Below are 23,335 nucleotides of genomic sequence, written 5' to 3'. Positions count from 1 at the left end.
AATCCACATGCTGCTCGCAATCATCGCTGTCGTCGCCGTCACGTCCTTCACCACCGGCGCCGCCTTCCCCGTGGCCGTGCTTGCTGCCGCAATGCCGCTGTAAAGCGCTTCTGTCGAATCCCAAGGAAAACACAAAGAATGCTCGCATCCATCGCAGTCGCCATCTTCATCTTTGCGGCGTCGCCCAACCCGTTCGCCGTTGACGCCGTCGGCAATCCGTTCTCGTCCTGGTCTGGCGACGTGGTCTCTGCACCGGCCGCCAGTACCACCACGAACTGACAACTGGCCATGTCCGTCCTGGTGACCACCTTCGACATCAAGCTCCAAGCACCCGCCGTCCGGACGTTTTGCACCGCCAAGTAGGGCCCTGCCCAATTTTCAACATCGAACTGCCCCAAGCGCACCATGTTCAAACGCATTCTCTCGCTGGCGTCGGCCGTTGCCGTTGCTATCACCCTCGCAGCGTGCGGGAAGGTCGATTCAGCGGTCGGCGCCCCTTCGGCGCCCGGTGCTGCTTTCAAAATCCTGGCCGGCTCCGAGCTCAAGGATGTCGCTCCTCTTGTGACGGCCTATGGCGCTCAGCATGGAGTGCAGGTCACGTTCGAGTACACGGGGTCGCTCGACGCAATTGACCGCGTCTCTGAGGCTCACACGTACGACGCACTCTGGCTCTCAAATGGCAAGTACCTGCAGCTGATTCCTGGCCTGAAAGGGCAGGTCAAGGCATCGGAAAAGACGTTCTATTCGCGCGTCGTGCTCGGCGTTCGCAGCGAGAAGGCCAAGGAACTCGGCTGGGTTTCTGGCAAGACGAGCTGGTCGGATGTCGTCAAGGCCTCCAAGGACGGCAAGTTCCGTTTCGGCATGGCCAATCCGGCAGCCTCGAACACGGGTTTCGTGGCGCTCGTAGGCCTGGCCGCCGAGCTCTCGGGCAAGGGAGATGCGCTGGAGGCCAAGGACATCCCGGTCGACGCGCTCAAGAACTTCTTCTCCAGGCAGAGCATCACCTCGGGCTCATCTGGGGACCTGGCAGACAAATTCGTCGCGGACCCCTCCAAGGCTGACGGCCTAATCAACTACGAGTCGGTCATCCTTGGCATCAACGCCAAGGGGGCCGCCAAGCTCGACGTGCTCATCCCCAAGGAAGGGGTCATCACGGCGGACTACCCTCTGATGCTGATGTCAGGCAGCAAGTCGGCCGAGTTCTACGGCCAGTTGGTTGAACACCTGCGCAATGATGACACCCAGCAGCGCATCGCGTCGACTACGTTCCGCCGTCCGTTGGCCGGCGTTGCGTCGGACGAGGTCGTCAACGAGCTCCCCTTTCCCGGCTCCCTTGCCGTGGTGGATGCCATCCTGCAAGGATTCGGCGACGTCTATTCGCGGCCGGCTTCCTCGTTCTTCGTCCTGGACATCTCCGGTTCGATGAGTGGCGCCCGCCTGGCTGCCCTCAAGCAGGGCATGACGGCGCTGACGAATGCAGACGTCGGCTCCGGGTCCCGCTTCTCGACCTTCCGCGCACGGGAGGAGCTGACCATCTCTCCGTTCAACCACGAGGTCTACGAAAGCCGCTACGTTGCTCTGACGGACGACCCCGTTGCGAACAAGGTCGCATTGCGCTCCGCCGGCCAGTACGTCGAATCACTGGTTGCCAACGGCGGCACCGCCATCTACAACGCAGCCCGGGTGACCTACCAGGCAGCCCAGGCGCGCGCCCGAAGCGGCGAACGCAGCGTGAGCATCGTGCTGTTGACCGACGGCGAGAACGCTACGGGCATCAACGCTGACACATTCAAGGCCTTTGTGAAGGACGCCGGCGAGCCGCGCATCCCCGTCTTCGCCGTGGCATACGGTGACGCGAACTTTGACGAGCTCCAAGGACTCTCGGCCGCCACCGGCGGCAAGGTGTTCGATGCTCGTTCGACAAGCCTCGCTCGCGTCCTGAAGACCATCCGGGCATACCAGTAGACCTCGCTGGGCCTGCTTCCATCCTCGACACCTTTCGCGCCATGCCCGCCAAACTGCTCAAGTTCCTCCTTTGCGACCGCAACCTTTACGCAGTCGGCGCCTCGTGCGCAGTGACGGTTCTGTACCTGCTCGGCATCATTGACGCCTGGTGGTGGCTTATTGCGGCTGCGGCATACGCCGCCGTCTGGCTGCTTCCTATCGGTCCAGAGACAAAGGTTGAAAGCAAGCCCATCGACCTGTCGACCGAAGCCAGCCTCCAGTGGCTACGGGACAACGCCATGCCGAAACTTCCCGCGTCCGCGAGAGACATCCTTAGCGACCTCATCGAGCGTGCACACGACCTCATGCCTCGCCTGAAGGAGATGGAGGGCGCGGGCCTGGTGCAGGCGACCAACCGTGCAGAGCTTAAGCAGACCGTCAAAATCTTCTTGCCACAGGCGGTCGAGGCTTATCTTCGCCTGCCGCCGCTCTACGCCCGCACCGCCCGTGTTGCAGACGGCCAAACGGCGGAGGACCTGCTGCTCGGCCAGTTGCGCACCTTGCAGGCGCACGTCGAGACGCTGCAGGCGGGCATCCTGTCCGCCGAGGTGGACACCCTCCTGGCGCAAAGCCGTTTTCTCAACCAACGACTCGCCCAGCCCGTGAGCGTCCTGGAATCTGCGAAATGAAGGCCCTGAGCATCCAGCAGCCCTGGGCTTGGCTCATCGTGCATGGGCACAAGCCGGTCGAGAACCGCACCTGGCGCACCAAGCACCGCGGCGCCTTCCTCGTACATGCCGGCAAGAAGTTCGACCGCGTAGGCTACGACTGGGTTCGCGAGACGTTCCCTGAGATAGCGATGCCGGCGCCCGGGGAGTTCGAGCTCGGGGGCATCGTGGGCCAGGCATCGGTGGTCGACTGCGTGGAGCCGGGTAGCAGAGCGAACGGGGCGTACAGCTCGAAGTGGTATTTCAACGAGTTCGGCTTCGTCCTCGATGAGGCCGTCCCTCTCCCGTTCGTTGCGCTCAAGGGAAATCTCAACTTTTTCAACGTCGAGTCTGTGCCATTGGCGGCCTGAGGCGCCGGCGTGGCCTCGTTGGCTACACAGCCCAGGACAACAACGAGGCGTCGCCTCCTATCGACATGACAGATACCATGAATCCGGCCAACCCGGCCGCCCCTGCGATGGACGAGCCAGCTCCGGCCGTTCCTCGCGCACGTTACAACGAACTGCTGAAAGTCATCGACTGGCTGCTTTCCGTCGGCGCTGTCGCCCGGAATGCTGGCACCGAGAGCGCGTGGGAGGATGCCTTCTCTCTCGTCTTCAGCTCCAACGGAAGTCTTCGCATCGCGGACCTGCGGGCGAAGCTTGGCCTGTCGTTCGACTACTACGACCTCGATGCGTCGTACCAAGAGGATGTCGAGGCGTACCTGAGCGCCCTTGAGTCGCTCAAGGCCCGCCTCGCAGCATTCGCTCCCGCGTTCTCAGCGTAGGCGGACTGCCGCTCTTCGAGCCCCGCACGCCCTTCGGCTGCGGGGCTTTTCATTTGGAACGGCCAGGAGCAGAGGGCTTCCTGCGCGTTCCCTATACGAAAGAGGACTATCGACACAAGGAAATCTCATGAAACTCGCAAAGTTGCTGCTGCTCGCAGCGCCGTTCGTTCTGAGCGCGTGCACCATTACTCCCGTGGTCTACGAGCCAGCCTTCGAGCCGGCGGAACCCCAGGTGTTCACTCCCTATGGCTACCGTGAGCCCGTTCCAGTCGTGTTCGTTGAGCGCCGTCCTGACGTTCACTACCTGCAACCGCCTCGACAGCGGGTTCCGCGTGATGGCACGGTGCATTTCTACGGCCCGGAACGCCTTCGCGGTCGCTGACCATTCCAACTCCAGCTTCGTGCTGGAGTTTTTCTGTGCGGCAGTTGCATTCAATACGTTTTAGGCCAAGAGCTAAACCGCTTGTGCTATAATGCCAGTCACTGCTTCCAGCAGATTGCGCCTTTCCTAAAGGGTGCAGCCTCGTGGGTGCCGCTCGGGATAGCAGCCCGAGCAGACGACGTGCGCTGGCAGACATGGAATCGGCGAAGCTTAGGCTTTCAGGACCGCCCATAGTCGCGGGGAAACACAGGCCCCGCACCAGTCGGATACTGCCCGACCGCCCACGACCAATTCGGACCGTTATCCGGTCCAACGAGGTCCCCGATGAGTCGGGCTTTTGAGACTCCTCCTCCCCAGCAAGGGAGATGCGGAGCTGCTGCGTGAGCAGAGAAACGCTAGGTCCGACGTTGGCCGAATCGATGGGAGCTTCGGCCTCCATTGCGAGACGTGACTGCCGTGAGAGCGCGGCGATAATCCATGAAGCGTCGCGCAGCCCGCCGGCGCACCCACGGCAGACCAGCATGGCAGACCTCGACGCAGCCCTCCGTAACCTCGGATTCGAACGCGCTACCGGCGACGCCACCCGGGCCCGGCTCTTGCTGGCGATTCAACGCTTCGCAGCCGATGTCGAGGACCCCGACCTCAAGGCGGGCGCCTCCGCCCTCGCACCTGTCGCCAATCCCTTCGTGCCGCCAAAAGCCTGGCTGCGCGGCTTTGTCCTGGGTTTCGAGGATACGGCCGACGACGAACGCGGGACCGACCCAGACGGCGGCGACATGCAGGGCCACATGCTGTGGCAGATGTCGTCTGACGAATGGCGACGTGCCCGAGTTGCCGACCTCGAGGCTCAGGGCCGTGAAGATGGCGAAGCAGAGGCCGCGGCACACAACAATCTGACCTAGCGGCGCGCGGCCGCGCCCGGCTCCGACCCTATGCAAGCAACCCTTTCAGCCACGTTCGCACAATCAACCGTCGGCATGGGTTCGGCCAAGTTCTGGTGCGTGCTCAGGCGAGCGCAAGGTCGCAGACTACGAGCTCCAGCGGATTTGCTACGAGAGGGACCAGTTGCTGAGGTAGCCCGACCCCGGCTTGGCGCACAAGTGCACATGCTTTAGAGTCACCCCTACGTTTTAGGCCGCGCAGGGCGGTTCCTAAATTTCCGACAGAATTCTGAATTGAGGTCAAGCAATGTTTTTTGAGGCGGAGAGGCAGCGGTTCTTCAGGCCCGTCAACAGCTCCCGACGGGAGTTGGTCGTGGCTTGCCTCCGGACACTGTATGAACGCCTTCACGGCCCGCAGGCGGACTACGCCCACAACCTGACCCGTGATTCCCTGCGGGAGTTGCTACTGCCTGTCGTGCGGGAGCACCAGAGCCAAGTTTCCGACGACGCGCCTCCTGACGACTTCAATGCGCCTGAGGCCGAAGACCCCTCGCAGCTGACAGCCCTTGTTGTCCGCTCACTGTTGGCAGATGGCTGGCTCGAGAGTTTTGCGGACAGGCAAGGCCTGGTCACCGCGTTTCGGTTCTCCCGCCCCGGGAAGCTGTTTGCGCATGCTTTCGCATCCTTAGACCGGCCCAGCCGTAGCCGACAGCGCAACATGCGCAGCTGCCGAAATGCTCTTGAGTCCGCACTCGCTCGCGGGGATGCCTACGACCTGGTCGACGCCTATGAATATGCGGAAAAGGTCATTGAAGACCTCAACGAGGGCATCGACTACTTCCAGGAACTGCTGCGGCACGTGATGCAGACGGCCACCGCAAGCCAGCAGTGGGAGGAGTTCGTCGAGTTCCTGCGTCGGTTTCAGCGCGATTTCGCAAAGCAGCTCACGGCGGACAACGTCACACTCAACCGGCAGGCCATTCGCCAGAACATCGAGAAGCTCCGGCATGTTCCGGAGGCCCGGTTCGAGCGGATGAACGCGCACCTGAACGACATGGCCCACTGGCTCGTTAAGGACCATTCGGGTGCCTCAGCGTACGACTGGGTGCTCACGCGGATTGAGGACATCGTGGACGCGGCGTGCGACTCCAAGCAGCCAGGCTTTCTGAAGGCGATGGAAACCTACCTCAAGCGGGTAAACGGCCTGGCTCTGCAGTCGATGATGCTGCGCTCGGGCCAGACCCGCCACGCTTACCTCGCAGCCATTCAGCGCATTGCGGAATCAACAGAAGCCGGTCAGGATGAGCTACTCGAACGCATCGGCCAGCAAATCGCTGGCGCGGAGGTTCGACTGCTTGACCCTGCCAGCTTCAAGCTCCGCACGGCCACACAGCGCCGGAAGGCGGTGACGGTCACTCTCCGCCCGCGACCTACCTGGGAGTCCAGGCGCGATGCGGCGGTTCGCCGGGCCGAATCAGAGGTGTTTTCCGTGTCGAATGTCGACCTTGCCGCACGGCTGCGTGCGGACCTGCGGCTGTTCCGGCATCCCATCCGACTTTCCGCCCTACCCGCGTCCACGGCGCGCGAGGTCATCAGCATCATGCAAACGGTCGAGGCTGCGCGAAGCGCGGCGGACAAGGACCTTGTTGCTCGCAAGCTTCCCTACCGCCTCGAAAACGAGTTCTACAGCGGCAACGACTACGAAATCTCCTTCAAAGAATGAACCTATCTTCCCTTATCCGCGAGCAACTGGCTGAGGCCAACCTGCGTCCTGAGCGCTTCCGCGAAATCATCGCCCGACTGCTCTCCTACGGCGTCCTCCTGCGCGACGAAGACCGAACAGAGCAGCTGCTCTACGACGACGTCCGACGTATCGAATCGCTGGTAACGGAGTATTTCGAGGTCGCGGGCCTGATGCTTCACCACGACGCGACTAACCAGTACTTTCGACTCTACGCGCCCGGCGCGCTGGTCGACGGCGTACCGCCCGACACGCACCCTCCCGTGCCGTCGTTGCGAGCTCGGGTATCGGCCGACTTCGTGGCTGCAGCCTTGGCGCTGCGGTTCATCTACCAGAACAAGTTCAATAGCGGCGACATCCAGCCGCAGGGCGAGGTGTTGGTCGGCTTCGAGGAGGTCGCGGCGACCCTGCAGACCCAGCTCAAGCGACCGTTGCCGGCGGGCATGGGCGAGAAGATGGCATTGCTCGCAGAGCTGCGCCGCCACCGCCTGGTACGGGTGGCCCCGAACTTTTCTATTGCGGACGAGGACGCGCTCATCGCCATTCGGCCGACGATTTTGGGCATCGTCAGCAATGACGCGCTGGCTGCAGCAATGGATTCCGACGGTGTGATTCAGGTCGAAGCCTCGGCCCAAGAGGAGGTCGAAGAATGAAGCTCGATTGCATGGTCCTGGCCAACTGGGGGCAGATGTACCCTGGAAGCTACGAATTCGGAGAGAAGACCCTTCTGACCGGCGAGAGCGGGTCAGGCAAGTCCACGATGCTGGACGCCATCCAAACGGTGATGACGGCAGCTTATCCGGGCGTCTACAGCTACAACCCGGGCCAGGACGAGGTGACCCAGGGGCAACGCCGCGGGGGGAAGACCAAGCGCACGCTAGAGTCGTTCATCGTGGGCGCGGACCGAAACAGCTTCTCCCGGGTCGATGGCGCGCACGGTTATGTCGCCGCGGTATTCAGGCCCGACGTGAACGAAGATTCCGCGAAGACCTTCACTGCCATCGTGGGCGTTTCTGCGCGTGTCGACGGGACCGGTGACCGACGTGACGCAAAGCTGGAGCGGCTGGAACTCATCATTGTGGACGACGCCGCCCTCGCGCTCGACGACTTTATGGTCGACGCCGAACGCGGTGAGTACGTCGCGGTGGAGGACATCGTGCGCCGGCTCAAGGCGCGCTACCCAAGGGTCAACTCCTTCGAGGCCCACAAAAGGGACTACATGTGCGCGCTCTACGGGCGGTTTCGGGGACGCGGGTCCGCCCCGTGGGATGAAGCCCAGAATGCCGCAAAGGCCTGGTGCCAGTCCATCGCATACCGCCCCATCGGCTCGGTCAACGACCTTGTGCGCGACGACATCCTGGAGTTCAACGCGAAGAACCTCCAAGAGAGCATCTCGCGAATCAGCGAGCTGATGCAGCAGGTGACGAACCTGAAGCGGGAGGGCAAGCGCCTCGAAGACGCGGTTCAACAGCTTGATGTACTGACGGCTGTGACTTCGAAGGCGACCGCCGCCTACGAAGAACTAGTACTGCATGAACTGCTACAGGCGCGGCTGCACCAGCGCAACGACAATGAGCGAATCGAGAAGGAACTGGGGCGCAAGGCAGAAGCCAACGCACGCGCGACGCGCTACGAGGACCTCGAGCGTGAACGCAAAAAGGAGCGTGAGCAGCTCGACGAACGCCGCATTGCGCTCAGCGCACAGCTCTCCGGCATTCGGGCATACAGCGACAAGATGAAGCTTGAAGCTGACCTGGGGCGGCTGACCGAGTCGGCAAGCGCGACTCTTTCTGCCCTAGGGGCCTCCGTCACGGCTGCGGCGCGGTTGGACAACGTGGCGCGGCACCTCCTGGGGAAACCAATTCCTGACCAATTCCCACAGTTACGCACCGCCGTGGAAGCCGTGGCCCGCTCCTTGGGGGCGACGTCACTTGACCGGCTCACCGGCCTTCGGGATGTCCTGGTCGAGGCGTCGAGCGAGCGACCGCTGAATCCGAGCCGCCTCGAACAGCTCGCGGAGGGGTTTCGGAACTCCAACGATGGCTTGAGCGAGGTGTACCACCGCTTGGTTGGCACTGAACAGAGCGTGGCCATGGCACTGGCGGCGGAGGAGCGTAGCCTCGAGTCGCGCAGGGACAGCGTCGAGGCCACGATTCGGGAACTCGATGCGACCAAACAGCGCCTTTCGACAGGCGGCGGCGACTACCCTCGAGAGACGGTTCCAGCTCTCGAATTGATTCGGACACGGCTGCCGGGCGCCGAAGTTCAGGTCCTTTGTGACCTGGTGGAGCCGCTTTCCCTCGAGTGGCAGCCAGCCATCGAAGGCTACATGGACGGAGCGCGGTTCAACCTCATAGTGCGGCAGGAGTTCGAGGCGCAAGCCATCGAGCTGCTGCAGGGTGTGCGGTCCCGCTGCCGGGTCATCCAGGGCGCACATTGCCTCAAGAGCGCCAATGCGGCACGTGTGCCGGCAGACTCCATCATCCACGAGCTGCACACCGACAACCCCATTGCCAAGGCGTACTTGATTGACCAGTTCGGCGCCGTGGTCAAGGTCCGGTCGACCGAGGAGCTCCGATTCACTTCGCGCGGGGTGACCCGGGACGGAAAAGGGAGTGGCTCGCGGACGATGTTCACCTCTGGGAGCAAGAGCCTGGTGTTCGGTAAGGCCGCGCGGGAGGCCGCGTTGGCAGAGTACGGGCAGAAGCTCGATGCAGCCGCTCAACAGGCCCGGGAGCTGGAGGCGTTGAACGAAGGCCTCAAGGAGGTCCGTCGCAGCCTCAACGGCCTCAAGGAGCCCGCCTTTAACGCCGCTCCGCTGGGGGCGTTGGCTGCGGATATCGAGCACGTACAGCGCTCCCTCTCACAATTGGACCTCTCCGAGGCGTCCGAGCTTGCGGACGAACTAAAGCAGTTGAAGGGGGAGCTAGCCGAGCTGGACACCTCCATTCAGGCCGCCCAAAGAGCCGTGGTCTTGGCCGACCAGGAAGTCGAGGCGGCAGAGGAAATCATCAAGACCGTCCGCGGCCGCTACGACTCACGGCTGCGAGACGTCCAGTTGCAGACCAGCAGACTGGCCAGGCTTTGTGAGCTCAACGTGCAGCGCACCTACCCGTTGATGGCACAGAGGGTGGACGTGATGCTCGAGGACAGGCGTCTCGACGTCGCTGAAGTCCAGCAACTGCTCACCACGAGTCTACTGGTGCTTCCTGACCAACTGTTGGGGGATGTCCGAGGTCTGCTGGCGGACTACAACGCAACGGCACGGCAGGAGGAGCGATTCGAAGCGATTCCCATGCTTTTCGAGCCGGCAAGCTTCGAACCCTACTATTCGGCCCTGCTGAAGCTCGGCGCCGCGGCCGGCGAGCTGCATCAGTCGATGAAGAGCGTTGGGCTCTACAACAACCGGGAAGAAATCGAAGGGGCTGAGCGGTCGTTCCACGACGTGTTCACCAAGCAGTTCTGCGTTGAAATCAAGACCAAGGTCGACGATGGCATCCGGACGCTGCGCCAGCTCAACATCGAGCTGGAAAACCTCAAGTTCGGCGGTGAAAAATTTAGCATCGACTGGACGCGATGGGTGCCGGAGTATGAGGAGTACTACAGCTTCTTCAAGGCAGTCGCCGAGCTTTCTGAATCCGGGGATGGCGAGGATTCGGTGGACCTGTTCGGAAAGTCCGAACTCTCCGAAAAACATCTTCTGGTGAGAGACCGCCTACGTGCGCTCTTGCTTGACCAGGACCAGGACCGGGCGAGCCGGGAGCTCATGCGCATCGCCGATTATCGGAACTATCGTCAGTACGAAATCTGGAGCCATTCGTCCGACGGGAGCCGCATCGGGCTCTCGACCTGGGGCACGGGCTCTGGTGGCCAACTTGAAACGCCGGCGTACATCGTGCGTGCGGCGGTGGTGACCAACCGACTCAAGGTGTTCGAAAAAGGCCCGAGCCTCAAGCTCCTGGTCAACGACGAATCATTTTCCAAGATGGACGAGCAACGCGCCCGAGCGGTTCTGCGATTCTTAAGCGACGGGCTGCGGCTCCAGGTCGTGAGCTCCATGCCAACACGCAATGCCGGGCCCTTGCGGGATGAATTCAACCGGGAGTACAGCGTTTCTCGGGCGAAGGTCGAAGCGAACGGTGAACTCGACTTCGTGACCGACCACGACGAGCGCATCCTCAAGACCGACCGCATGCGCGCGCTCTGGGAAGCGCAGCGTGCACAGGCCCGTGAGCAGGCGGCGCTCGACTTCGAAGCTGCCGAGCCACGGCCGCAAACCGGCTCGACGGCGAGCGAAAAGTCCCCTGACACGTTGGCGCCGGAGGTTGCCGCGTGAACGTGTGCCCCCTTTGGGTCGGCTCGCCGGGCGTGGCCTCCCTGCTCAACCTGCTGGTGGACAGGCTGGACGCTTCGCAGGTACGGGGCAGTGCTCGCACGGCCTCACTTGCGCTCAGCGAGCGCACCTGGCCTGCGCTTTACGGCGCCGGACGGGAGTCGGACAAGGAAGAGCTCTGGGCCCACCTCTGCGACATGGCGCGCTGGGGATGGGTCGCTGTCAAACCTGAGGCCGCGCTGCGTTCTCGCTCGGGCTATGCGATGGCGCCCCGGCTGACGGTACAGGCGGAAGCTGACGTGCGACGTGCAGTCAGCCGGCTAGAGCGGCCCCGCTCCAGCCTGGAGCGCTGGCGTGCAGCGGTCAACGAGCACCTCATCGGGACACCCGAGCAAAAAGCCGCGGTGGCCGACTTCTGCATCGATATCCCGAATCGCGACATGGCAGAGGTAGTGAAGCGCCTCAACGCCCTGCCCAACCTGGTGCCAGAGTCCGTACTCCTTCGAGAGGCCTCGAGCCGGCTGTTCTGGGGCATGTCCAAGGTGCTGGACAAGCGGCAAGCGCTGGTTTGTGCGGTCCTCGGCGTCCAGGAATGCCCCTTCCCCGAATCGCCTGTGCAGCTTCAGGTGTTCCTGCCGCCAAGTCCGCCCAGCGGGGTGCTGTTCATCGAGAACGCAATGACGTTCGAGCAGGCTGTCGGCGCGCCCACGGCAATGCTTGAGGGACTCATCCTGGCATTCGCCTCAGGCTTCCGGGGCAGCGCACAGCGCTTGAGGACCGCCGCGGGCAGCTCCCTCTACTACTCGGCCAAAGGTGACGCATCCGCCGAGGGCCGTGCGCGGTTCGAGGGTTGGCTGTACCAGACGGCGGGTTCGACCTTGAGATTGCCAAGCTACTTCTGGGGCGACCTGGATTTTGCGGGGATGCGGATTCTTGCAGCTCTTCGTGCCTCCTTTCCAGAGACTGAGGCGTGGCGGCCAGGCTACCTGCAAATGCTTCAGGCGCTGAAGTCAGGGGGCGGCCACGCCCCGGAGGCTGCCGACAAGCAGGGCCAGCGTGAGCTGCAGCGAACCGGTTGCCTGTTCGCAGACGCCGAACTCATCCCCGCCATGTCCCGCACGGGCCAGTTCGTCGACCAGGAAGCTTTCCGGCCGTAGGGAGTGCCTCCGTGCCCAGACTGGGCACGGTCATGCCCAAATTGGGCAGGCCGTAGCCGACATGCGGTACCCCTGCGCCCAGCCTAGCGAGCTTTCAACAGCTCGGCAATTTCCTAGGCAATTCGGCCTCGGCACATCGCAATCTGGCCGGTTGGTAGGAAAAGTGGCGCGCGCCGTGAGCGTTTAAGCCGCCTTCCTACACGGCTTCGCACGGAGCTTAGGTTGCGGCGGGTGCTCTTTCCCAGGGCGGCCATTGCCACCCGTGGGCTTCGAGCAGTCCAAGAGCGTTCGCGCGCTCGCGTACCCGGTACACGGTCCGGGCGAGAAAGAACGGAGGCGAACGCCTCGAACGATGTCTTCGATAGGGACATGCCGCATCGTACGTAAGCGGCCATCGTCCACCTGTCCGTGCTCCCTGCCCATGCGTTTCGAGCGCTCCAAGTCCCTCTGCGTTGCAGCCGCGGCGCTGCCCTTCCTTAAAGACCTCGATGCCCTGTACCCGGGTTCGAGCGGTGGTACGCCGGTAAGGTCGTGCCCGGCCTGGCCGCCGGCAGTGACATCCTCCTGCTCGCAAAGGAAGCGGACCACGTCGTCGGCGTGGCATTGGGAAAGCGTGGCGAGGAGGAGACCAAGCTTCGGTGTGTTCGGGTGCTGCCCGCCTACCACCAGTCTGGGGTTGGTATCAGGCTCATCGACCGAATGCTTCACGAGCTCGAATGTGAAAGGCCGCATTGCACTGTGGCGGAAGAAATGCTGCACATCTATAGCCGCGCATTCGTGAACCGCTACGGCTTCGCCCTCAGCGCCGTCGAAAATGGCCGCTATCGACCTGGCCGGCTCGAGTACGCCTTTAACTAAGCGGTTTGCTCTGGCGCCGCACCGGGCCCACTGAGCGCTACGCTGGACCTGGCTACACGGAGCAGGACCACTGGGCACTGCCCTCAGGGAAAAACATGACGAAACTACTTTTGAATGGGGCCTCCGCATGAGCGCCAAGCCATTCCATCGCTACGACGGACACGACCTGCCAGGCGTCGACCCCGCACGGAAGATGCCGCGGGCGACCATCAACGCATCCACGTCACCGCGCTCCATCGGCGAGCTCGTGGGCCGACTAGAACTGTTCACTTCAAAGGAGGCTGAGCAACGCCAGCTGTACCCCTGGGCCAGCCGGTTCGTGCTTGGCTACCCTCTGCCCGACTGGCAAAGGGCTCTCGTCTGGAGCGGGGAGCAGAAGGCCAGGTTCATCACCTCGCTGTGGCTGGACATCGACGTTGGCACCTACCTGGTCAACGACATGGCCGACTATATCGAGGAACCCGGGAAGCCTTTGTTTGCCAGGAAGTTCACGGATGTCCTGCTGGACGGCCAGCAACGCCTGTCGGCTCTGGAGGACTACCTGCTGAACAAGCTGGCGGTCCCTGACGTCAACGGCCAGCCCTGCCGGTGGGAGGAGCTGGGCAAGGTCGAGCGCCGGCTTTTCTGCAACAAGACCTTTGGCTGCTCCTTCGTGCGTTCATGGGATGAAGCAACGCTGCGCCAAATCTACGACCTGCGCTCGTTCGGTGGAACGCCGCACCTCGAGAGCGAGCGTGCCTCGGCTTCGCCTGAACACGAGGTCTGAAAACACCTTCTTCGACGCCGGGCCTTGTGCTCGGCGTTTCTCTTGGCTCAGCACCTGCAAGGAGAAGCGCCCTGGTCATGAGACCAGGGCGCCTGCAATCAGGAGAGGAGGCTTTGCACCTCTGCGACATAGCCAGGCACCGCCTCGATGAGATGGAAGTGCTCTGGGTGCATCATTGGGTAAAGGCTGTGGGTCGCAACGATGACCTGCAGCCGCGACATGTCGGCATCTGCTATTTGCCGCCAAAGCAGCGCTTCCGCCTTCGCGTCGAGCGACTGCTCCGGTTCGTCCATCAGGACGACGGGCACCGCGCCGGCGGCGACGTTGCCGTATCGCTTCTTGAGCACCTCGGCTCTGAGCGTGCAGTCGGACGCGTCGCGGAGTCGGTCTACAGCGAGGGGCTGCGTGCCGCCATGCCAGTTCACGTACTGGTAGCTCAGGGTTGGTTTGTCTCCGGAGAGCAGTGCCTTGAGCTTTTCCAGCAACGCTTGGCTTCGCTGCCCGGACGATTTGTCCTTGATGAGCGTGCCGTAGGCTCGAGCTTCGTCGAAGTACCCGCACATCATTGATGCGGCGATGCTGTTGTCGTGGCCCGGGATGTGGCCTGGCTGGTAGTACAGCGCTGGCGCTCCGTCGGTTGCGACCTCGAGCCCGTTCAGGTAACGGAAGTCTCTCGACCACCGGTAGCCTGCCTGGTGCCAGTAGTCGTCCGAGTCGAGGCCCCTGGTGTAGTTGTCGTCGAAAGCGCTCTCACCTGTTTGGTACGAGAGCGTCTGGAGCGCCAGAGTCTTGAGCAGCGCGGACTTTCCGGCGCCGTTCGGACCAACGATGACATTAGGCCGTTTGGTCGAAAACGTGATTCCCTTGGGATGCTCCTGCATGAGGAGCGAAGTCTCAAAGTACGGGACAGCGGTGAAGCCGCTGGCTGTGAGTTGGGTTATCAAGAGAGTATTCCTTTTCCGAAGCGATGGGTGTCCTGCCTCGGTATAGGGACGTTCCGGCGGCGGAAAACGGGGGTCCGCGCTTCAGTCGCGCACCCGCTCTAGGATTTCCAACGCGTCCACCAGCATCAAGGCCTTGCGCAGAAGGTCCTCGAGCGACTTCGCAACGAATACGTTCGGCTTGCTGACCCTGTCCAGGTGCGCACGAGCAAGTATTCGCGCCCTGCGCGAAGCTTCGGCCTGGGCCGGGATGCCTGCCACAGCTCCTCGCTGACGTCCTCCGCGATATACAGAAGTACGAAGTGCTGCGCGCTGGTCGCGCGCACCGCGTGAAGTGGAAAACCAGTTTCTGCCAGGGAGCCGAACCCAAACGTCTCCTCGGTCACCGCGAACACCACCAACTGGTCGTTCGCAAGGTGCAATGCTTCCAAGGGCGCGAGCTCGGGCGTCCAGCTCTCCACTTGCGGGTCGAAATAGGTGACTCCTCGAGCCTCGAGCGCAGTGCGGAAGGCCCGCCTCCAACTGCTGGGGCCGCACGTGCCGAAGAGGCCGAAATTGGCCGGCGTCAAGCCGGTGTGGGCAGGGGTATCGCAGGAGCTCATGCCTAGGATAGGCACGTCGTTGCTTGCAACGCAGAGGGCTCCTGGCTGGGCTTCGGTTTTCGGGCTGACGGCTATACGGTGCACCTTGACCCAAAACTCCCTGCCCGGCCGTTCGCGCCTCAGCCCCCCGCGCCCTCGTAGCTCGGCGCCGCATTTGCGCCCGCGAACCCCTCAAATGGATGCCGTGGCAAGAGCTATCCACGGGTGCACTGCGTTCTCCTTCGAGGGGGCCTGCCGGGCTGTGAGTCAGGCGAGCAACTTGCGATTGCAGGAGCATGCGGTGCCCGGGGAGACCCTCCTCCGCACCCACGAGCCTTGATGGGATGACAAAGACCGTCAGCAACGCTGGCGGCCTGGTGAATTACGCGCTGAAGATGCCTGGATGAGGTCCGGCTGCCCAACCTGTCCAACCACCGCTGCACGTTCATGACGTGCACCCTCGCCCATGCCTTTCAGCTCGCTGCAAGAATAGTCGCCAGCTATCCCTTAGCGGCCTCGAGCTTTGAAGGCGCTCTTGGGCGGCTGTTTCCTGGACACGAGGACGTCGTAGCCGGCACGGCCCAGTACCCTCACCAAGAACTCGAAGCCCTGCTCGGAGCCCAGCCACTGGATGGCCGTCGCCGCCGCCGAGGCCTGCTCCTGGGTGTGGTTCGGGACTAGGGTCTGCATGAGAGGGGGCAGCCCGAGCCGGTCCTGGTTCGCGGCCTCCCATTCCTGGGCAAGCGCCGCCTCGCGCTGGCGGTCACGGTACTCGAGGTCGCTCTTCGTCCGGTTGAATGCGTAGCCGCGGTGCACGATGCCGGCCGGCAGGGGCGTGTACTGGTCTTTATCGTCGTCGTCGCTCTTTGCCACCAGGCGCGGAGTGTGATTCAGGGCGAGTGCGAGCAGAACGAAGGTGCTCAGGCTGGTGTCGGCGTCCTCCGCCTCAGTTCGTTGGATGGTCATGCGGCTCACGCCGGCGCGACTGGCCAGTTCGGCCTGGGTGAGGCCCATGGCGGTACGTGCATTAGCCAGCTGTGACAGGAGCGTGTTCTTGACGAGCGGCGCCACGTGGGTCAGGTCTTCCTTCGTTGCCATCAGAGAGCCTCCATCGGCAAAGTCTCTTCCTCGACGACCATGGTGTGCGATTGCAACGTGACCTTAGCGAGCCGTGCCGTTCCTCCATGCATCCGGGCGGCTTCCGCGAAGCAGCAAACCAAAAACGCCTTCACGGCAGCGGCCGTGGGAGTTTCGAAACAGTTTTCCGAATGAAGTGAAACGACCCACGCGAGCTTTCCCTCAAGCTCCTCAGCGCCCTCAGCGGCGCACAGGTCGTACGCGGGAACCTCGTACTGGATGCCGCCGTCGTTGACGGCCTGGATGGCAACCGGCAGCTTGCCGATTCCAGTCTCGACGGTCTTGTAGGCCGTACCGAAGATGGTACTGCCTCCCTCGCTGTCCTCTGACGCGGGCAACTCGTTCAGAACAAACCAGAAGTTGAGGAATTGCTGCTGCAGGTATTTGGTGGCCATGTGTTATCCGTTATAAGCGTGCAGTCTCATGCTACACCGATGTAGCCAGGTAGGTCAAGGGATACGGTTGTGTGCAGTGGCCTAAAGCGCATCGCGGTTGCTACACCGTGAAGGCCAACTACTACCAAGGATATGAACATGAGTGAAGCTGCTCTCCTCGAACGACCCACTGCAGACAAGACCTACAGCAAGGACGACATCATCCCTTCGTCCGCCTGGGGCAAAGACCACTGGTCCACCCTCTCCTACGTGGAAGCAGTTGCGACGGACTGTGCCGGCTTTCAGGTTGGCGCGGACGCGCGCATGCGCAGCACGCGGCGCAACCTCCGGGTGATGCAGAGCGAATGCCCCCGGCCGAAGCGTGCTGGCGCTCGCTCCTGGCCGCACGCAGTCGATTCCCACCACGGAACGCGCCTTCGCGACGGCTCTGAAGTCGACGGCCACGACGACTGGGCCTGCCTGCAGGACCTGGCGGCCGAAGGCCTGTTCACGAGCAACGAGCAGGACATCGAGCCTGGAGAGGTGCTGCACCTGTCCAAGAAAGGCAAGGCATGGGCTTCTGCCCTGCGCTCGCACAAGCAGGCGGGCGGCGCCTTTTCGACGTTCACTGCCGACGGGCTCCCCCAGATGGAGCTGGAGGGCAAGGCACCACCGAAAGAGGTTTTTGTGTGGATGAACAAGCGCATCGACGTTAGCGCCATCCTTGCGGACATTGCCAGCAAGAAGCTACGCCCGAAGGAAGTGACCATGGATGCGGAGTTCGTGGCGACCTACGCCCGAACTTTCCTGGGCATCGACAAGGCCAAACGCGATGTCGACCAGATTGGTTCGCTCTTCATCGCGGTGAGCTCGAAACACGCGCTTGAGTTGCCACAAGAGGTGCTGGACCAACCGGCAATCCTCATCTATGTCGGCAAAGGAAAAGGCGTTCTCAAGACCGAAGGTGACACGGCCGACTACCTGCTGTGTGACGGCAACCACCGTTACATCCGCGCCTACATGGATGACCTCGGCGACCGAAAGGCCTACGTCCTGAGCCCGGCTCAGTCGCGGGCTTACCGGAAATAAGCCCTCACGAGCGCACGCTCGCTGCTTCTAGCACCCTGCTTTGCCGGGGTGCTTTTCTTTGGCTCCCGTGCTCGAGCCCGGAGCGGTGCCGGAGAAACGAAAACCCCCGCTCTAGGCGGGGGTGAATGACGCACTGGCTCTTGTCTATTGGGATGCGGCAGCGGCCCTGCGCTTGGCCTTGGCTGCGGTGATGGCGGCCTGCGCAGCTTCGCGGTCGCCTTTTAGCGCCTTGATGACCTCGGCTTCCGGGATGTGCTTGAAGCGCGACAGCCATTCCGACGCCGGACGAACCCAGGTGTCGGGCTCGAAAGGCCAGACGTGGCGGTAGACCACGACGTTGCTTGCATCCTCGGTGTGCTTGCCGAAGCACGTGAGAGCGTAGATGCCGCCATCGGTATGGCGAAAGTAGGTGGGAACGGCTGTAAGCACGTAGGGGCTCCATGCAGATATCGAATGTGCCATATAGCGACCAGGTCGGCGGCCGCCCCGCGCCCCGCGGCGCCATCCGAAGCGCGGCTTAGCCCGGTCGGCATACAAAACACGGGGCTACATGTGTCACGTGGCCCAGCACCGTTGAGCTGGCAGGCACCTGGCGTTCAGGGCAGAAGCCACGACTTTGCCGACCCAGAGAACCATATGCTCAAACGACTCCCCCAGGCCCTGGCCACCGCCGCCAGCCTGTTGATGGCCACCCACAGCGCAGCCGCCGGCGGTGTCATGCCGATGAGGGACCTGACCGTTCTCGGCAGCGCCGCCTTCCCTGGCTCAATGCTCCCGCCCGGCGCGCGACCGGCGCAGCCCCAAACGTCCAATCCCTCCCCCGCTCCCGGCAGCCCGACGGAAGCTGCCCCTGCGCCAGACGCAGCGGGTCCTTGGAGCGACACCCCGACGCTGACCGTGGCGCGTGCCCTACAAGCCGAGCTTCATCGAACGGATTCGCTGGTCGCGACGTTCCAGAACACGACCGGGAAGACGCTACAGCTGAATTACCTGCCGGTCGGCGTGCTTGCCTATCCCTTCTCGTCACAGGTCGAGTCCGGGTGTCCCGCTGTCGGCGGGACGCTCGCCGTCGGCGCCACCTGCAAGCTGCTCCTCCAGTTCGCGCCCGGAGCCGGTGCGGCAGGGACCTACCAGGACGCAGAAAGCTTCTTCTTTCAATGGCAGTTCGAGGCCTGCGCGGCTGGAGCTTGCGGTGACCCCGCTGCAGCAGGCCACAAGACGTTGGCGATGCTGACCGGGCAGGTGACTGCGCCGGCGCGCCCGGTCATGTTGGCTTTCGACCAAGGTGGCGCCCTGGGTTACTTGCCCGCAGGAACCGTTCTAACGAGGAAGGTGAAGCTCCACAACAGCGGTACGAACAACTACCAGGTCTACAGCGTTGGCTTCTTCCAGGACGGCTCACAGGGGCAAATCAAAAACCTCAGCTCGACCTGCCAAATCGGCGTTGCCGGTGGCCAAACCTGCGAACTGTCCTTCACCGTGGAGGTGAGCCAGTGGCAGCCGGCTGGAACCTACCGCTCGACGCTACGTGTTGGCGGCGCCGACCCGGCTGCAAACAACTACAGCCTCAACGCGGACATCGAGGTGAGTTTCACCAAGTAGTGATGCGCGGAAGGAACGAAAATCGCCTGGGGATGGCGACGGCCCCTGCTGACCTCGACCCTCTGAAGGAGCTCGCGCGCCTATGTCGAACCGCGGCTGTTCGCGAGACGCTCGAGCGACTTGGCAACCTGCTGTGCCACAGCCTTGATGCCGCGGGCGTGCGCTGGCAGGCGCTCGAGACGGGCCATACCGTAGCTCAGCGTGCCGACGGCTGTGACGCCTGCTGCTCCATTGCCCTCCTCGGCAAGAAGCCCGTGTACAACAGGGCCGCTCCCCTTCCCGCCCCGGAGTTTCGCCTTGACCTGAGGTTTCGGACACAACTCGCCTCAGACTGGGAGGTGACTGCCTGCCTAGCTGACAGGTCTGGCGCTTTCCCTCAGCCACCAGCTCGATTTTGGTCCCGCGAGGTGCTGCTCGGCGACCTTTGGCACCTGAACACCGACCTTGACGTCCTCGAACTGGACGGCCTTTTCGACGACTGGGAGCAAAGCTGCCTGCTCGAAGTTGCCGACTTCGTCGGCCATTCGTTCTAAACCCTGCGTCACCCGGCGTTTGCTAGACGAAGGACAAAACCACCTAGGACATCATGAAATACGCCCTCCCCTTCGACATCGAAATCGAAACTACCCTCGACGGCGCCGGCCGCATCGTGCGCTCCGGCCTCAGCAAGGAGCTTGTTGGCAACCACGGCGCAATGCCTGTGGAAGCGTGGGTGAAGCTCTCCACCCTGGAGCAACACAAGGTGTTGAGCCAGGGCGCGAAGCACCCCTTCGCCGCGCATGCTGAAGACCGGGTGGCCAGTGGCATCGTCGCCGGCATGGAGGCCCTCCTCCTGGCGCTGGCCTGTGAAGGCATCAACCTCAACTCCGTCTCGGCCGCCAAGGCCCTCGTGACCGCTGTCGAGGCCGCGGCCAAACAGCAGGCCGACTGAGCTCCCCTCATTCCCTTCGAAGCCCGCTCACCGCGGGCTTCCTTATGGGCGCTTGCGCAGTGGCGCGCCCGACTCTCTAGATGACCCGAGGCCTGCTCGCTATACGGCCTAGGACAACTCACAAGGAACCAATTTTGGAAACACTAGCCCTCCTGCTGGTCGTGCCGCTCCTCTGGCCCTTCATCGCGAAGGCAATTTGGAAGCATGAGCTGACCGTGCGGGAAATTGCCATCAATCTGGCCGTCGGCGCCGCCATCGTCATCCTCGGATGGGCCGGCGGACGCTATGCCCAGACGCACGATGTCGAGTTGCTCAACGGTGAAGTGCTCCGCAAGGAGTCCCATCGTGTCTCCTGCGAGCACAGTTACGAGTGCAACTGCACGTCCTCAACCAGCACCGATTCCCAGGGCCGGACCACCACAACGAAGAGCTGCTCCACTTGCTACGAGCACACTCATGACGTCGACCACACGCTGTACACCAACGTGGGGGACATCGACATCGACCGCGTTGACCGTCAAGGGCTCACAGTCCCTCCGCGCTTCACCAAGGCCGCCGTTGGGGACCCGGTGGCGAAAAGCCACAACTTCGTGAACTACGTGAAGGCTGCGCCCGAGTCGCTGTTCAACACGCTCGCCGAGAAGGCCGCGTACGCGAAATTCGACGGCCACCTGCCTCCCTATCCGGACGAAATCCATGACTACCACTACGCGAATCGTGTTCTGGTCGTCGGCGCAAAGGTGCCGGACGCAGCCGAATGGAATGCAAAGCTCGCAGGCGCCTTGAAGAAGCTCGGCCCGGCCAAGCACGCGAACGCCGTCCTGGTGTTCACCGCCGACACGGACCCGAACTACGCGCAGGCCCTGCACCAGAAATGGCTGGGCGGAAAGAAGAACGACATTATTGTGGTCATCGGCGCGCCCAGCTACCCTGAGGTCGAATGGGCCCGCGTCGTGACCTGGTCCGACAGCCAGCTCTTCAAAGTGCAGCTCCAGGATGCCATCCAGGACCTGAAGACCGTGACGCCCGATTCCGTCATCGCCTTGCTCACAGAGCAAACGATGAAGGGCTTCGAGCGCAAGAAAATGTCCGACTTCGAGTACCTGAAATGGGAAATCGCCCCGCCTACGTGGCTGCTTGCCCTGCTGTTCGTGCTCTCGCTGGTCGCCAGCGTCGTCACGTCAATCAAGCTTGCTAACAACTCCGAATCGTCGGGCGGCTACATGCCGCGCCGGTTCGCACGAAACGCTAAAAGCCGGCGCTAAACGCCCCTGCCTCCCAGTTCATCAATCACCAAGGAAATCACCCCATGAAGAAAAATCAACACGGCTCGGCCGCTGTCGGCATCCTCATCGCAATCGTCGCCCTGTTCGTGCTGATTGGCGCGGTCTTCGGTGTCAGCTACATCTCGGCCTACAACGCCGGCAACACCATGGAGCAAGGCATCAAGGCCACGCACCAGAACAACCAAAACATCCTGGCGACGTACTCGCAGAAGGTCCTGGAGGCCGCACAGGTCACAGACATGATGCGCGACGACCTGGTGCGGGTGACGAAGGCAGCCATCGAGGGCCGCTATGGCGCTGATGGCTCCAAGGCGGTGTTCCAGGCAATAACCGAAACCAACCCGCAAGTGTCGGAAAAGCTCTACCTGAAGCTTCAGCAAATTGTAGAGTCCGGTCGCGACGAATTCAAGGTCAACCAGACTACGCTCATCGACAAGAAGCGCGTTTACCAGCAGGAGCTCGGCTCCTTTTGGCGCGGTATGTGGATGCGCATTGCCGGCTACCCGAAAATCAACCTCGACGACTACAAGGTTGTCATCACCGAAGGTGTCGAAGCAACCTTCAAGAGCGGCAAGGAATCGGCACCGATTCGACTGCGCGCTTCCCAGCAATAAGCCTCTGGCTTGATTTCGAGCGGACCCTCTCTGGGTCCGCTTTTCTTTGCTCCTCGGACTGAGGCAGTCCACCGCCAAGAAAAGGCGCCCCGACGGCGCTGTGGCGGTCGGGGCGGAATGGTTTGTTTAGGCTAAGGTGGCCGTTAGAGGTCCTCGGTATGCTCCGCTTTGAGGCGCCGTTCTGTGAGGTCGAACCAGCCCTCCAGGCGCTGAAAGATTTCAGCTTGGGAGAACATGTCGCGGCTTTCACCAATGAGCTGCAACAGCTGAGCCTCTTTGCCGCTGTACGCGACCCAGTCGGGCATATGCCGGCAGAGGTGAGCGCAGTAAGCTGCATGGGCCTCGAAGTTGAGCTTCATGCCGAAGGCGTCGGCTAGGCGCGCTTGGATGCCATAGGTGCGGCACTCGCGCTCCGTAGCCTGGCCGGTGACAGGGTGTTCGTACTCGCGTCCCGCAATTTCGATTTTGCCCAGGTTGAAGGTGAAGCCGCCCCAGGGGTTGCAGCGTTCATCGAACCTGTCCGGGCCGAACTCGACTGCGTGGGCCAGGTCGTGGCAAATCGCTCCGAATTCTGACGAGTAGGCGTAGCGCCCACCAAACACGTATTCCTTGTAGCCCTCTTGTTCTAGGTCGAAGTGAAACCCTGGGTGCCGCATCAGCGGAATGCGCGCGAGGCGCTCGTCAAATACGCGACGCAGCCGCGGGATGCGCGATTGGGGGATGGTCTTCATCCCCAGTCCAAAAATGTCTGCCATGTCGTGTGCTCAAGTGGTCCTAACGACGTCTAGCGACGAGGGCAATGCCCGCGAGCGCCCCCTACCTGCCGCGCGCCTCCTCTTCCTCCATGCAGGTCTCGCACCAGCCCGTGGGGTCGCCAAGATGTGCCTTGGCCAGGGCGAGTGTCGGATGGTTGACGACGTGGCCATGTGCTTCGCAAATCGTTGCCCAGGGACCTCCGCTTTCATCCAGGTCGGCCTGGGCGGCGGAGTACAGACCCACAAGGTGTCCGGTTTTTCGGCTTTCGCGCTGCAAGACGCACCCCGCAAGGTCTGCGAACTCGTATTTCTTGACCGCTCCAGTCATCCCCCGCTCCTTTCGCCAAATCAGCTAAAACTAAAACGCATCGGCGCACTTTTGAGATGCTAAAATGTATCATACGACAATGCGCTTTAGGCGGCGGCTTCGTGCTTCGAGTCCGGCGCCGCGATAAGCGCAGTCCATATA

Annotated in this window: 25 protein-coding genes; 19 read left to right on the top strand and 6 right to left on the bottom strand. The window is 62.6% G+C overall.

Features of this window, described 5'->3' with window-relative positions:
* The first annotated feature begins 138 nt into the window (after positions 1 to 138).
* The 13 genes from E5P2_RS30610 (at position 139) to E5P2_RS30550 (ending at position 13,556) form a co-directional block, all read left to right on the top strand.
* A complete protein-coding gene (locus tag E5P2_RS30610) occupies positions 139 to 279 on the top strand; it encodes a hypothetical protein (protein WP_162570945.1) in 141 nt (46 codons plus the stop codon).
* Positions 280 to 405: 126 nt separating this feature from the next.
* Entirely contained in the window at positions 406 to 1,965 is a 1,560-nt protein-coding gene (locus E5P2_RS30605; protein ID WP_162570944.1) for a substrate-binding and vWA domain-containing protein, read from the top strand.
* Between the two features lie 41 nt (positions 1,966 to 2,006).
* Entirely contained in the window at positions 2,007 to 2,633 is a 627-nt protein-coding gene (locus E5P2_RS30600) for a hypothetical protein (RefSeq protein ID WP_162570943.1), read from the top strand.
* Positions 2,630 to 3,022, top strand: a complete 393-nt coding sequence (locus E5P2_RS30595; protein ID WP_162570942.1) for an ASCH domain-containing protein — start codon at positions 2,630 to 2,632, stop codon at positions 3,020 to 3,022. The genes E5P2_RS30600 and E5P2_RS30595 overlap by 4 nt, the downstream gene beginning before the upstream one ends.
* Before the next feature lie 77 nt (positions 3,023 to 3,099).
* The gene (locus E5P2_RS30590; protein ID WP_162570941.1) at positions 3,100 to 3,438 is read left to right on the top strand and encodes a hypothetical protein; all 339 of its coding nucleotides are present in this window, start codon (positions 3,100 to 3,102) and stop codon (positions 3,436 to 3,438) included.
* A gap of 127 nt (positions 3,439 to 3,565) precedes the next feature.
* A complete protein-coding gene (locus tag E5P2_RS30585) occupies positions 3,566 to 3,820 on the top strand; it encodes a hypothetical protein (protein WP_162570940.1) in 255 nt (84 codons plus the stop codon).
* A 521-nt stretch (positions 3,821 to 4,341) separates the two neighbouring features.
* The gene (locus E5P2_RS30580) at positions 4,342 to 4,722 is read left to right on the top strand and encodes a hypothetical protein (RefSeq protein ID WP_162570939.1); all 381 of its coding nucleotides are present in this window, start codon (positions 4,342 to 4,344) and stop codon (positions 4,720 to 4,722) included.
* Between the two features lie 286 nt (positions 4,723 to 5,008).
* Complete coding sequence (locus E5P2_RS30575; RefSeq protein WP_162570938.1) at positions 5,009 to 6,424, top strand: Wadjet anti-phage system protein JetA family protein; 1,416 nt, start codon at positions 5,009 to 5,011, stop codon at positions 6,422 to 6,424.
* Positions 6,421 to 7,095: a DUF4194 domain-containing protein gene (locus E5P2_RS30570; protein WP_162570937.1), complete on the top strand. Its 675-nt coding sequence runs from the start codon at positions 6,421 to 6,423 to the stop codon at positions 7,093 to 7,095. The genes E5P2_RS30575 and E5P2_RS30570 overlap by 4 nt, the downstream gene beginning before the upstream one ends.
* Complete coding sequence (locus E5P2_RS30565; RefSeq protein WP_162570936.1) at positions 7,092 to 10,778, top strand: SbcC/MukB-like Walker B domain-containing protein; 3,687 nt, start codon at positions 7,092 to 7,094, stop codon at positions 10,776 to 10,778. Before E5P2_RS30570 ends, E5P2_RS30565 begins: the two co-directional genes overlap by 4 nt.
* A 32-nt stretch (positions 10,779 to 10,810) precedes the next feature.
* Entirely contained in the window at positions 10,811 to 11,932 is a 1,122-nt protein-coding gene (locus E5P2_RS30560) for a Wadjet anti-phage system protein JetD domain-containing protein (RefSeq protein ID WP_232077600.1), read from the top strand.
* Positions 11,933 to 12,463: 531 nt separating this feature from the next.
* Positions 12,464 to 12,790, top strand: a complete 327-nt coding sequence (locus E5P2_RS30555; RefSeq protein ID WP_068673969.1) for a GNAT family N-acetyltransferase — start codon at positions 12,464 to 12,466, stop codon at positions 12,788 to 12,790.
* 127 nt (positions 12,791 to 12,917) lie between these two features.
* Entirely contained in the window at positions 12,918 to 13,556 is a 639-nt protein-coding gene (locus E5P2_RS30550) for a DUF262 domain-containing protein (RefSeq protein WP_083944139.1), read from the top strand.
* Between the two features lie 98 nt (positions 13,557 to 13,654).
* Here E5P2_RS30550 and E5P2_RS30545 read toward each other — a convergent pair whose 3' ends face one another.
* The 3 genes from E5P2_RS30545 to E5P2_RS30530 all read right to left on the bottom strand — a co-directional run bounded on the left by E5P2_RS30545 (position 13,655) and on the right by E5P2_RS30530 (position 16,610).
* Positions 13,655 to 14,500, bottom strand: a complete 846-nt coding sequence (locus tag E5P2_RS30545) for an AAA family ATPase (protein WP_068673971.1) — start codon at positions 14,498 to 14,500, stop codon at positions 13,655 to 13,657.
* A 1,085-nt stretch (positions 14,501 to 15,585) separates the two neighbouring features.
* On the bottom strand, positions 15,586 to 16,176 hold the full coding sequence (locus E5P2_RS30535; protein ID WP_102905960.1) for a helix-turn-helix domain-containing protein: 591 nt from the start codon (positions 16,174 to 16,176) through the stop codon (positions 15,586 to 15,588).
* Positions 16,176 to 16,610, bottom strand: coding sequence for a hypothetical protein (locus tag E5P2_RS30530; protein ID WP_162570935.1), 435 nt, complete (start codon positions 16,608 to 16,610; stop codon positions 16,176 to 16,178). The genes E5P2_RS30535 and E5P2_RS30530 overlap by 1 nt, the downstream gene beginning before the upstream one ends.
* 138 nt (positions 16,611 to 16,748) lie before the next feature.
* On the opposite strand from E5P2_RS30530, the gene E5P2_RS30525 reads away from it, so the two are divergent.
* The gene (locus E5P2_RS30525; RefSeq protein WP_162570934.1) at positions 16,749 to 17,678 is read left to right on the top strand and encodes a hypothetical protein; all 930 of its coding nucleotides are present in this window, start codon (positions 16,749 to 16,751) and stop codon (positions 17,676 to 17,678) included.
* A gap of 144 nt (positions 17,679 to 17,822) precedes the next feature.
* On the opposite strand, the gene E5P2_RS30520 is transcribed toward E5P2_RS30525, so the two are convergent.
* On the bottom strand, positions 17,823 to 18,107 hold the full coding sequence (locus tag E5P2_RS30520; protein ID WP_068673977.1) for a DUF1653 domain-containing protein: 285 nt from the start codon (positions 18,105 to 18,107) through the stop codon (positions 17,823 to 17,825).
* 207 nt (positions 18,108 to 18,314) lie between these two features.
* Here E5P2_RS30520 and E5P2_RS30515 point away from each other — a divergent pair, with 207 nt between their 5' ends.
* From E5P2_RS30515 to E5P2_RS30495, 5 genes are all read left to right on the top strand, one after another.
* Positions 18,315 to 19,280, top strand: coding sequence for a hypothetical protein (locus E5P2_RS30515; protein WP_162570933.1), 966 nt, complete (start codon positions 18,315 to 18,317; stop codon positions 19,278 to 19,280).
* Between the two features lie 32 nt (positions 19,281 to 19,312).
* Positions 19,313 to 19,813, top strand: coding sequence for a hypothetical protein (locus E5P2_RS30510; protein WP_068673981.1), 501 nt, complete (start codon positions 19,313 to 19,315; stop codon positions 19,811 to 19,813).
* A 53-nt stretch (positions 19,814 to 19,866) separates the two neighbouring features.
* Positions 19,867 to 20,211 carry a hypothetical protein gene (locus E5P2_RS30505; RefSeq protein WP_068673983.1) on the top strand — a complete coding sequence of 115 codons (345 nt, stop codon included), beginning with the start codon at positions 19,867 to 19,869 and terminating at the stop codon, positions 20,209 to 20,211.
* Positions 20,212 to 20,345: 134 nt separating this feature from the next.
* Positions 20,346 to 21,476 carry a hypothetical protein gene (locus E5P2_RS30500; RefSeq protein ID WP_162570932.1) on the top strand — a complete coding sequence of 377 codons (1,131 nt, stop codon included), beginning with the start codon at positions 20,346 to 20,348 and terminating at the stop codon, positions 21,474 to 21,476.
* A 44-nt stretch (positions 21,477 to 21,520) separates the two neighbouring features.
* Positions 21,521 to 22,111: a hypothetical protein gene (locus E5P2_RS30495; RefSeq protein ID WP_162570931.1), complete on the top strand. Its 591-nt coding sequence runs from the start codon at positions 21,521 to 21,523 to the stop codon at positions 22,109 to 22,111.
* A 143-nt stretch (positions 22,112 to 22,254) separates the two neighbouring features.
* On the opposite strand, the gene E5P2_RS30490 is transcribed toward E5P2_RS30495, so the two are convergent.
* Together E5P2_RS30490 and E5P2_RS30485 are read right to left on the bottom strand one after the other, a co-directional pair.
* A complete protein-coding gene (locus tag E5P2_RS30490; RefSeq protein ID WP_162570930.1) occupies positions 22,255 to 22,842 on the bottom strand; it encodes a hypothetical protein in 588 nt (195 codons plus the stop codon).
* Between the two features lie 85 nt (positions 22,843 to 22,927).
* Complete coding sequence (locus E5P2_RS30485; protein ID WP_068673992.1) at positions 22,928 to 23,194, bottom strand: hypothetical protein; 267 nt, start codon at positions 23,192 to 23,194, stop codon at positions 22,928 to 22,930.
* Positions 23,195 to 23,335 lie beyond the last annotated feature (141 nt).

The organism is Variovorax sp. SRS16 (genome assembly GCF_901827165.1).
Lineage (GTDB): Bacteria > Pseudomonadota > Gammaproteobacteria > Burkholderiales > Burkholderiaceae_C > Variovorax.
The sequence above is the reverse complement of the archived record's forward strand: the minus strand, read 5'-3'. Positions and strand labels throughout refer to the sequence as shown.

Bases quoted from the DNA above. Each gene is read 5' to 3' on its own strand.
- E5P2_RS30610 (WP_162570945.1), top strand. From the start codon at position 139: ATGCTCGCATCCATCGCAGTCGCCATCTTCATCTTTGCGGCGTCGCCC.
- E5P2_RS30605 (WP_162570944.1), top strand. From the start codon at position 406: ATGTTCAAACGCATTCTCTCGCTGGCGTCGGCCGTTGCCGTTGCTATC.
- E5P2_RS30600 (WP_162570943.1), top strand. From the start codon at position 2,007: ATGCCCGCCAAACTGCTCAAGTTCCTCCTTTGCGACCGCAACCTTTAC.
- E5P2_RS30595 (WP_162570942.1), top strand. From the start codon at position 2,630: ATGAAGGCCCTGAGCATCCAGCAGCCCTGGGCTTGGCTCATCGTGCAT.
- E5P2_RS30590 (WP_162570941.1), top strand. From the start codon at position 3,100: ATGAATCCGGCCAACCCGGCCGCCCCTGCGATGGACGAGCCAGCTCCG.
- E5P2_RS30585 (WP_162570940.1), top strand. From the start codon at position 3,566: ATGAAACTCGCAAAGTTGCTGCTGCTCGCAGCGCCGTTCGTTCTGAGC.
- E5P2_RS30580 (WP_162570939.1), top strand. From the start codon at position 4,342: ATGGCAGACCTCGACGCAGCCCTCCGTAACCTCGGATTCGAACGCGCT.
- E5P2_RS30575 (WP_162570938.1), top strand. From the start codon at position 5,009: ATGTTTTTTGAGGCGGAGAGGCAGCGGTTCTTCAGGCCCGTCAACAGC.
- E5P2_RS30570 (WP_162570937.1), top strand. From the start codon at position 6,421: ATGAACCTATCTTCCCTTATCCGCGAGCAACTGGCTGAGGCCAACCTG.
- E5P2_RS30565 (WP_162570936.1), top strand. From the start codon at position 7,092: ATGAAGCTCGATTGCATGGTCCTGGCCAACTGGGGGCAGATGTACCCT.
- E5P2_RS30550 (WP_083944139.1), top strand. From the start codon at position 12,918: ATGAGCGCCAAGCCATTCCATCGCTACGACGGACACGACCTGCCAGGC.
- E5P2_RS30535 (WP_102905960.1), bottom strand. From the start codon at position 16,176: ATGGCAACGAAGGAAGACCTGACCCACGTGGCGCCGCTCGTCAAGAAC.
- E5P2_RS30530 (WP_162570935.1), bottom strand. From the start codon at position 16,610: ATGGCCACCAAATACCTGCAGCAGCAATTCCTCAACTTCTGGTTTGTT.
- E5P2_RS30525 (WP_162570934.1), top strand. From the start codon at position 16,749: ATGAGTGAAGCTGCTCTCCTCGAACGACCCACTGCAGACAAGACCTAC.
- E5P2_RS30515 (WP_162570933.1), top strand. From the start codon at position 18,315: ATGCTCAAACGACTCCCCCAGGCCCTGGCCACCGCCGCCAGCCTGTTG.
- E5P2_RS30510 (WP_068673981.1), top strand. From the start codon at position 19,313: ATGGCGACGGCCCCTGCTGACCTCGACCCTCTGAAGGAGCTCGCGCGC.
- E5P2_RS30505 (WP_068673983.1), top strand. From the start codon at position 19,867: ATGAAATACGCCCTCCCCTTCGACATCGAAATCGAAACTACCCTCGAC.
- E5P2_RS30495 (WP_162570931.1), top strand. From the start codon at position 21,521: ATGAAGAAAAATCAACACGGCTCGGCCGCTGTCGGCATCCTCATCGCA.
- E5P2_RS30490 (WP_162570930.1), bottom strand. From the start codon at position 22,842: ATGAAGACCATCCCCCAATCGCGCATCCCGCGGCTGCGTCGCGTATTT.
- E5P2_RS30485 (WP_068673992.1), bottom strand. From the start codon at position 23,194: ATGACTGGAGCGGTCAAGAAATACGAGTTCGCAGACCTTGCGGGGTGC.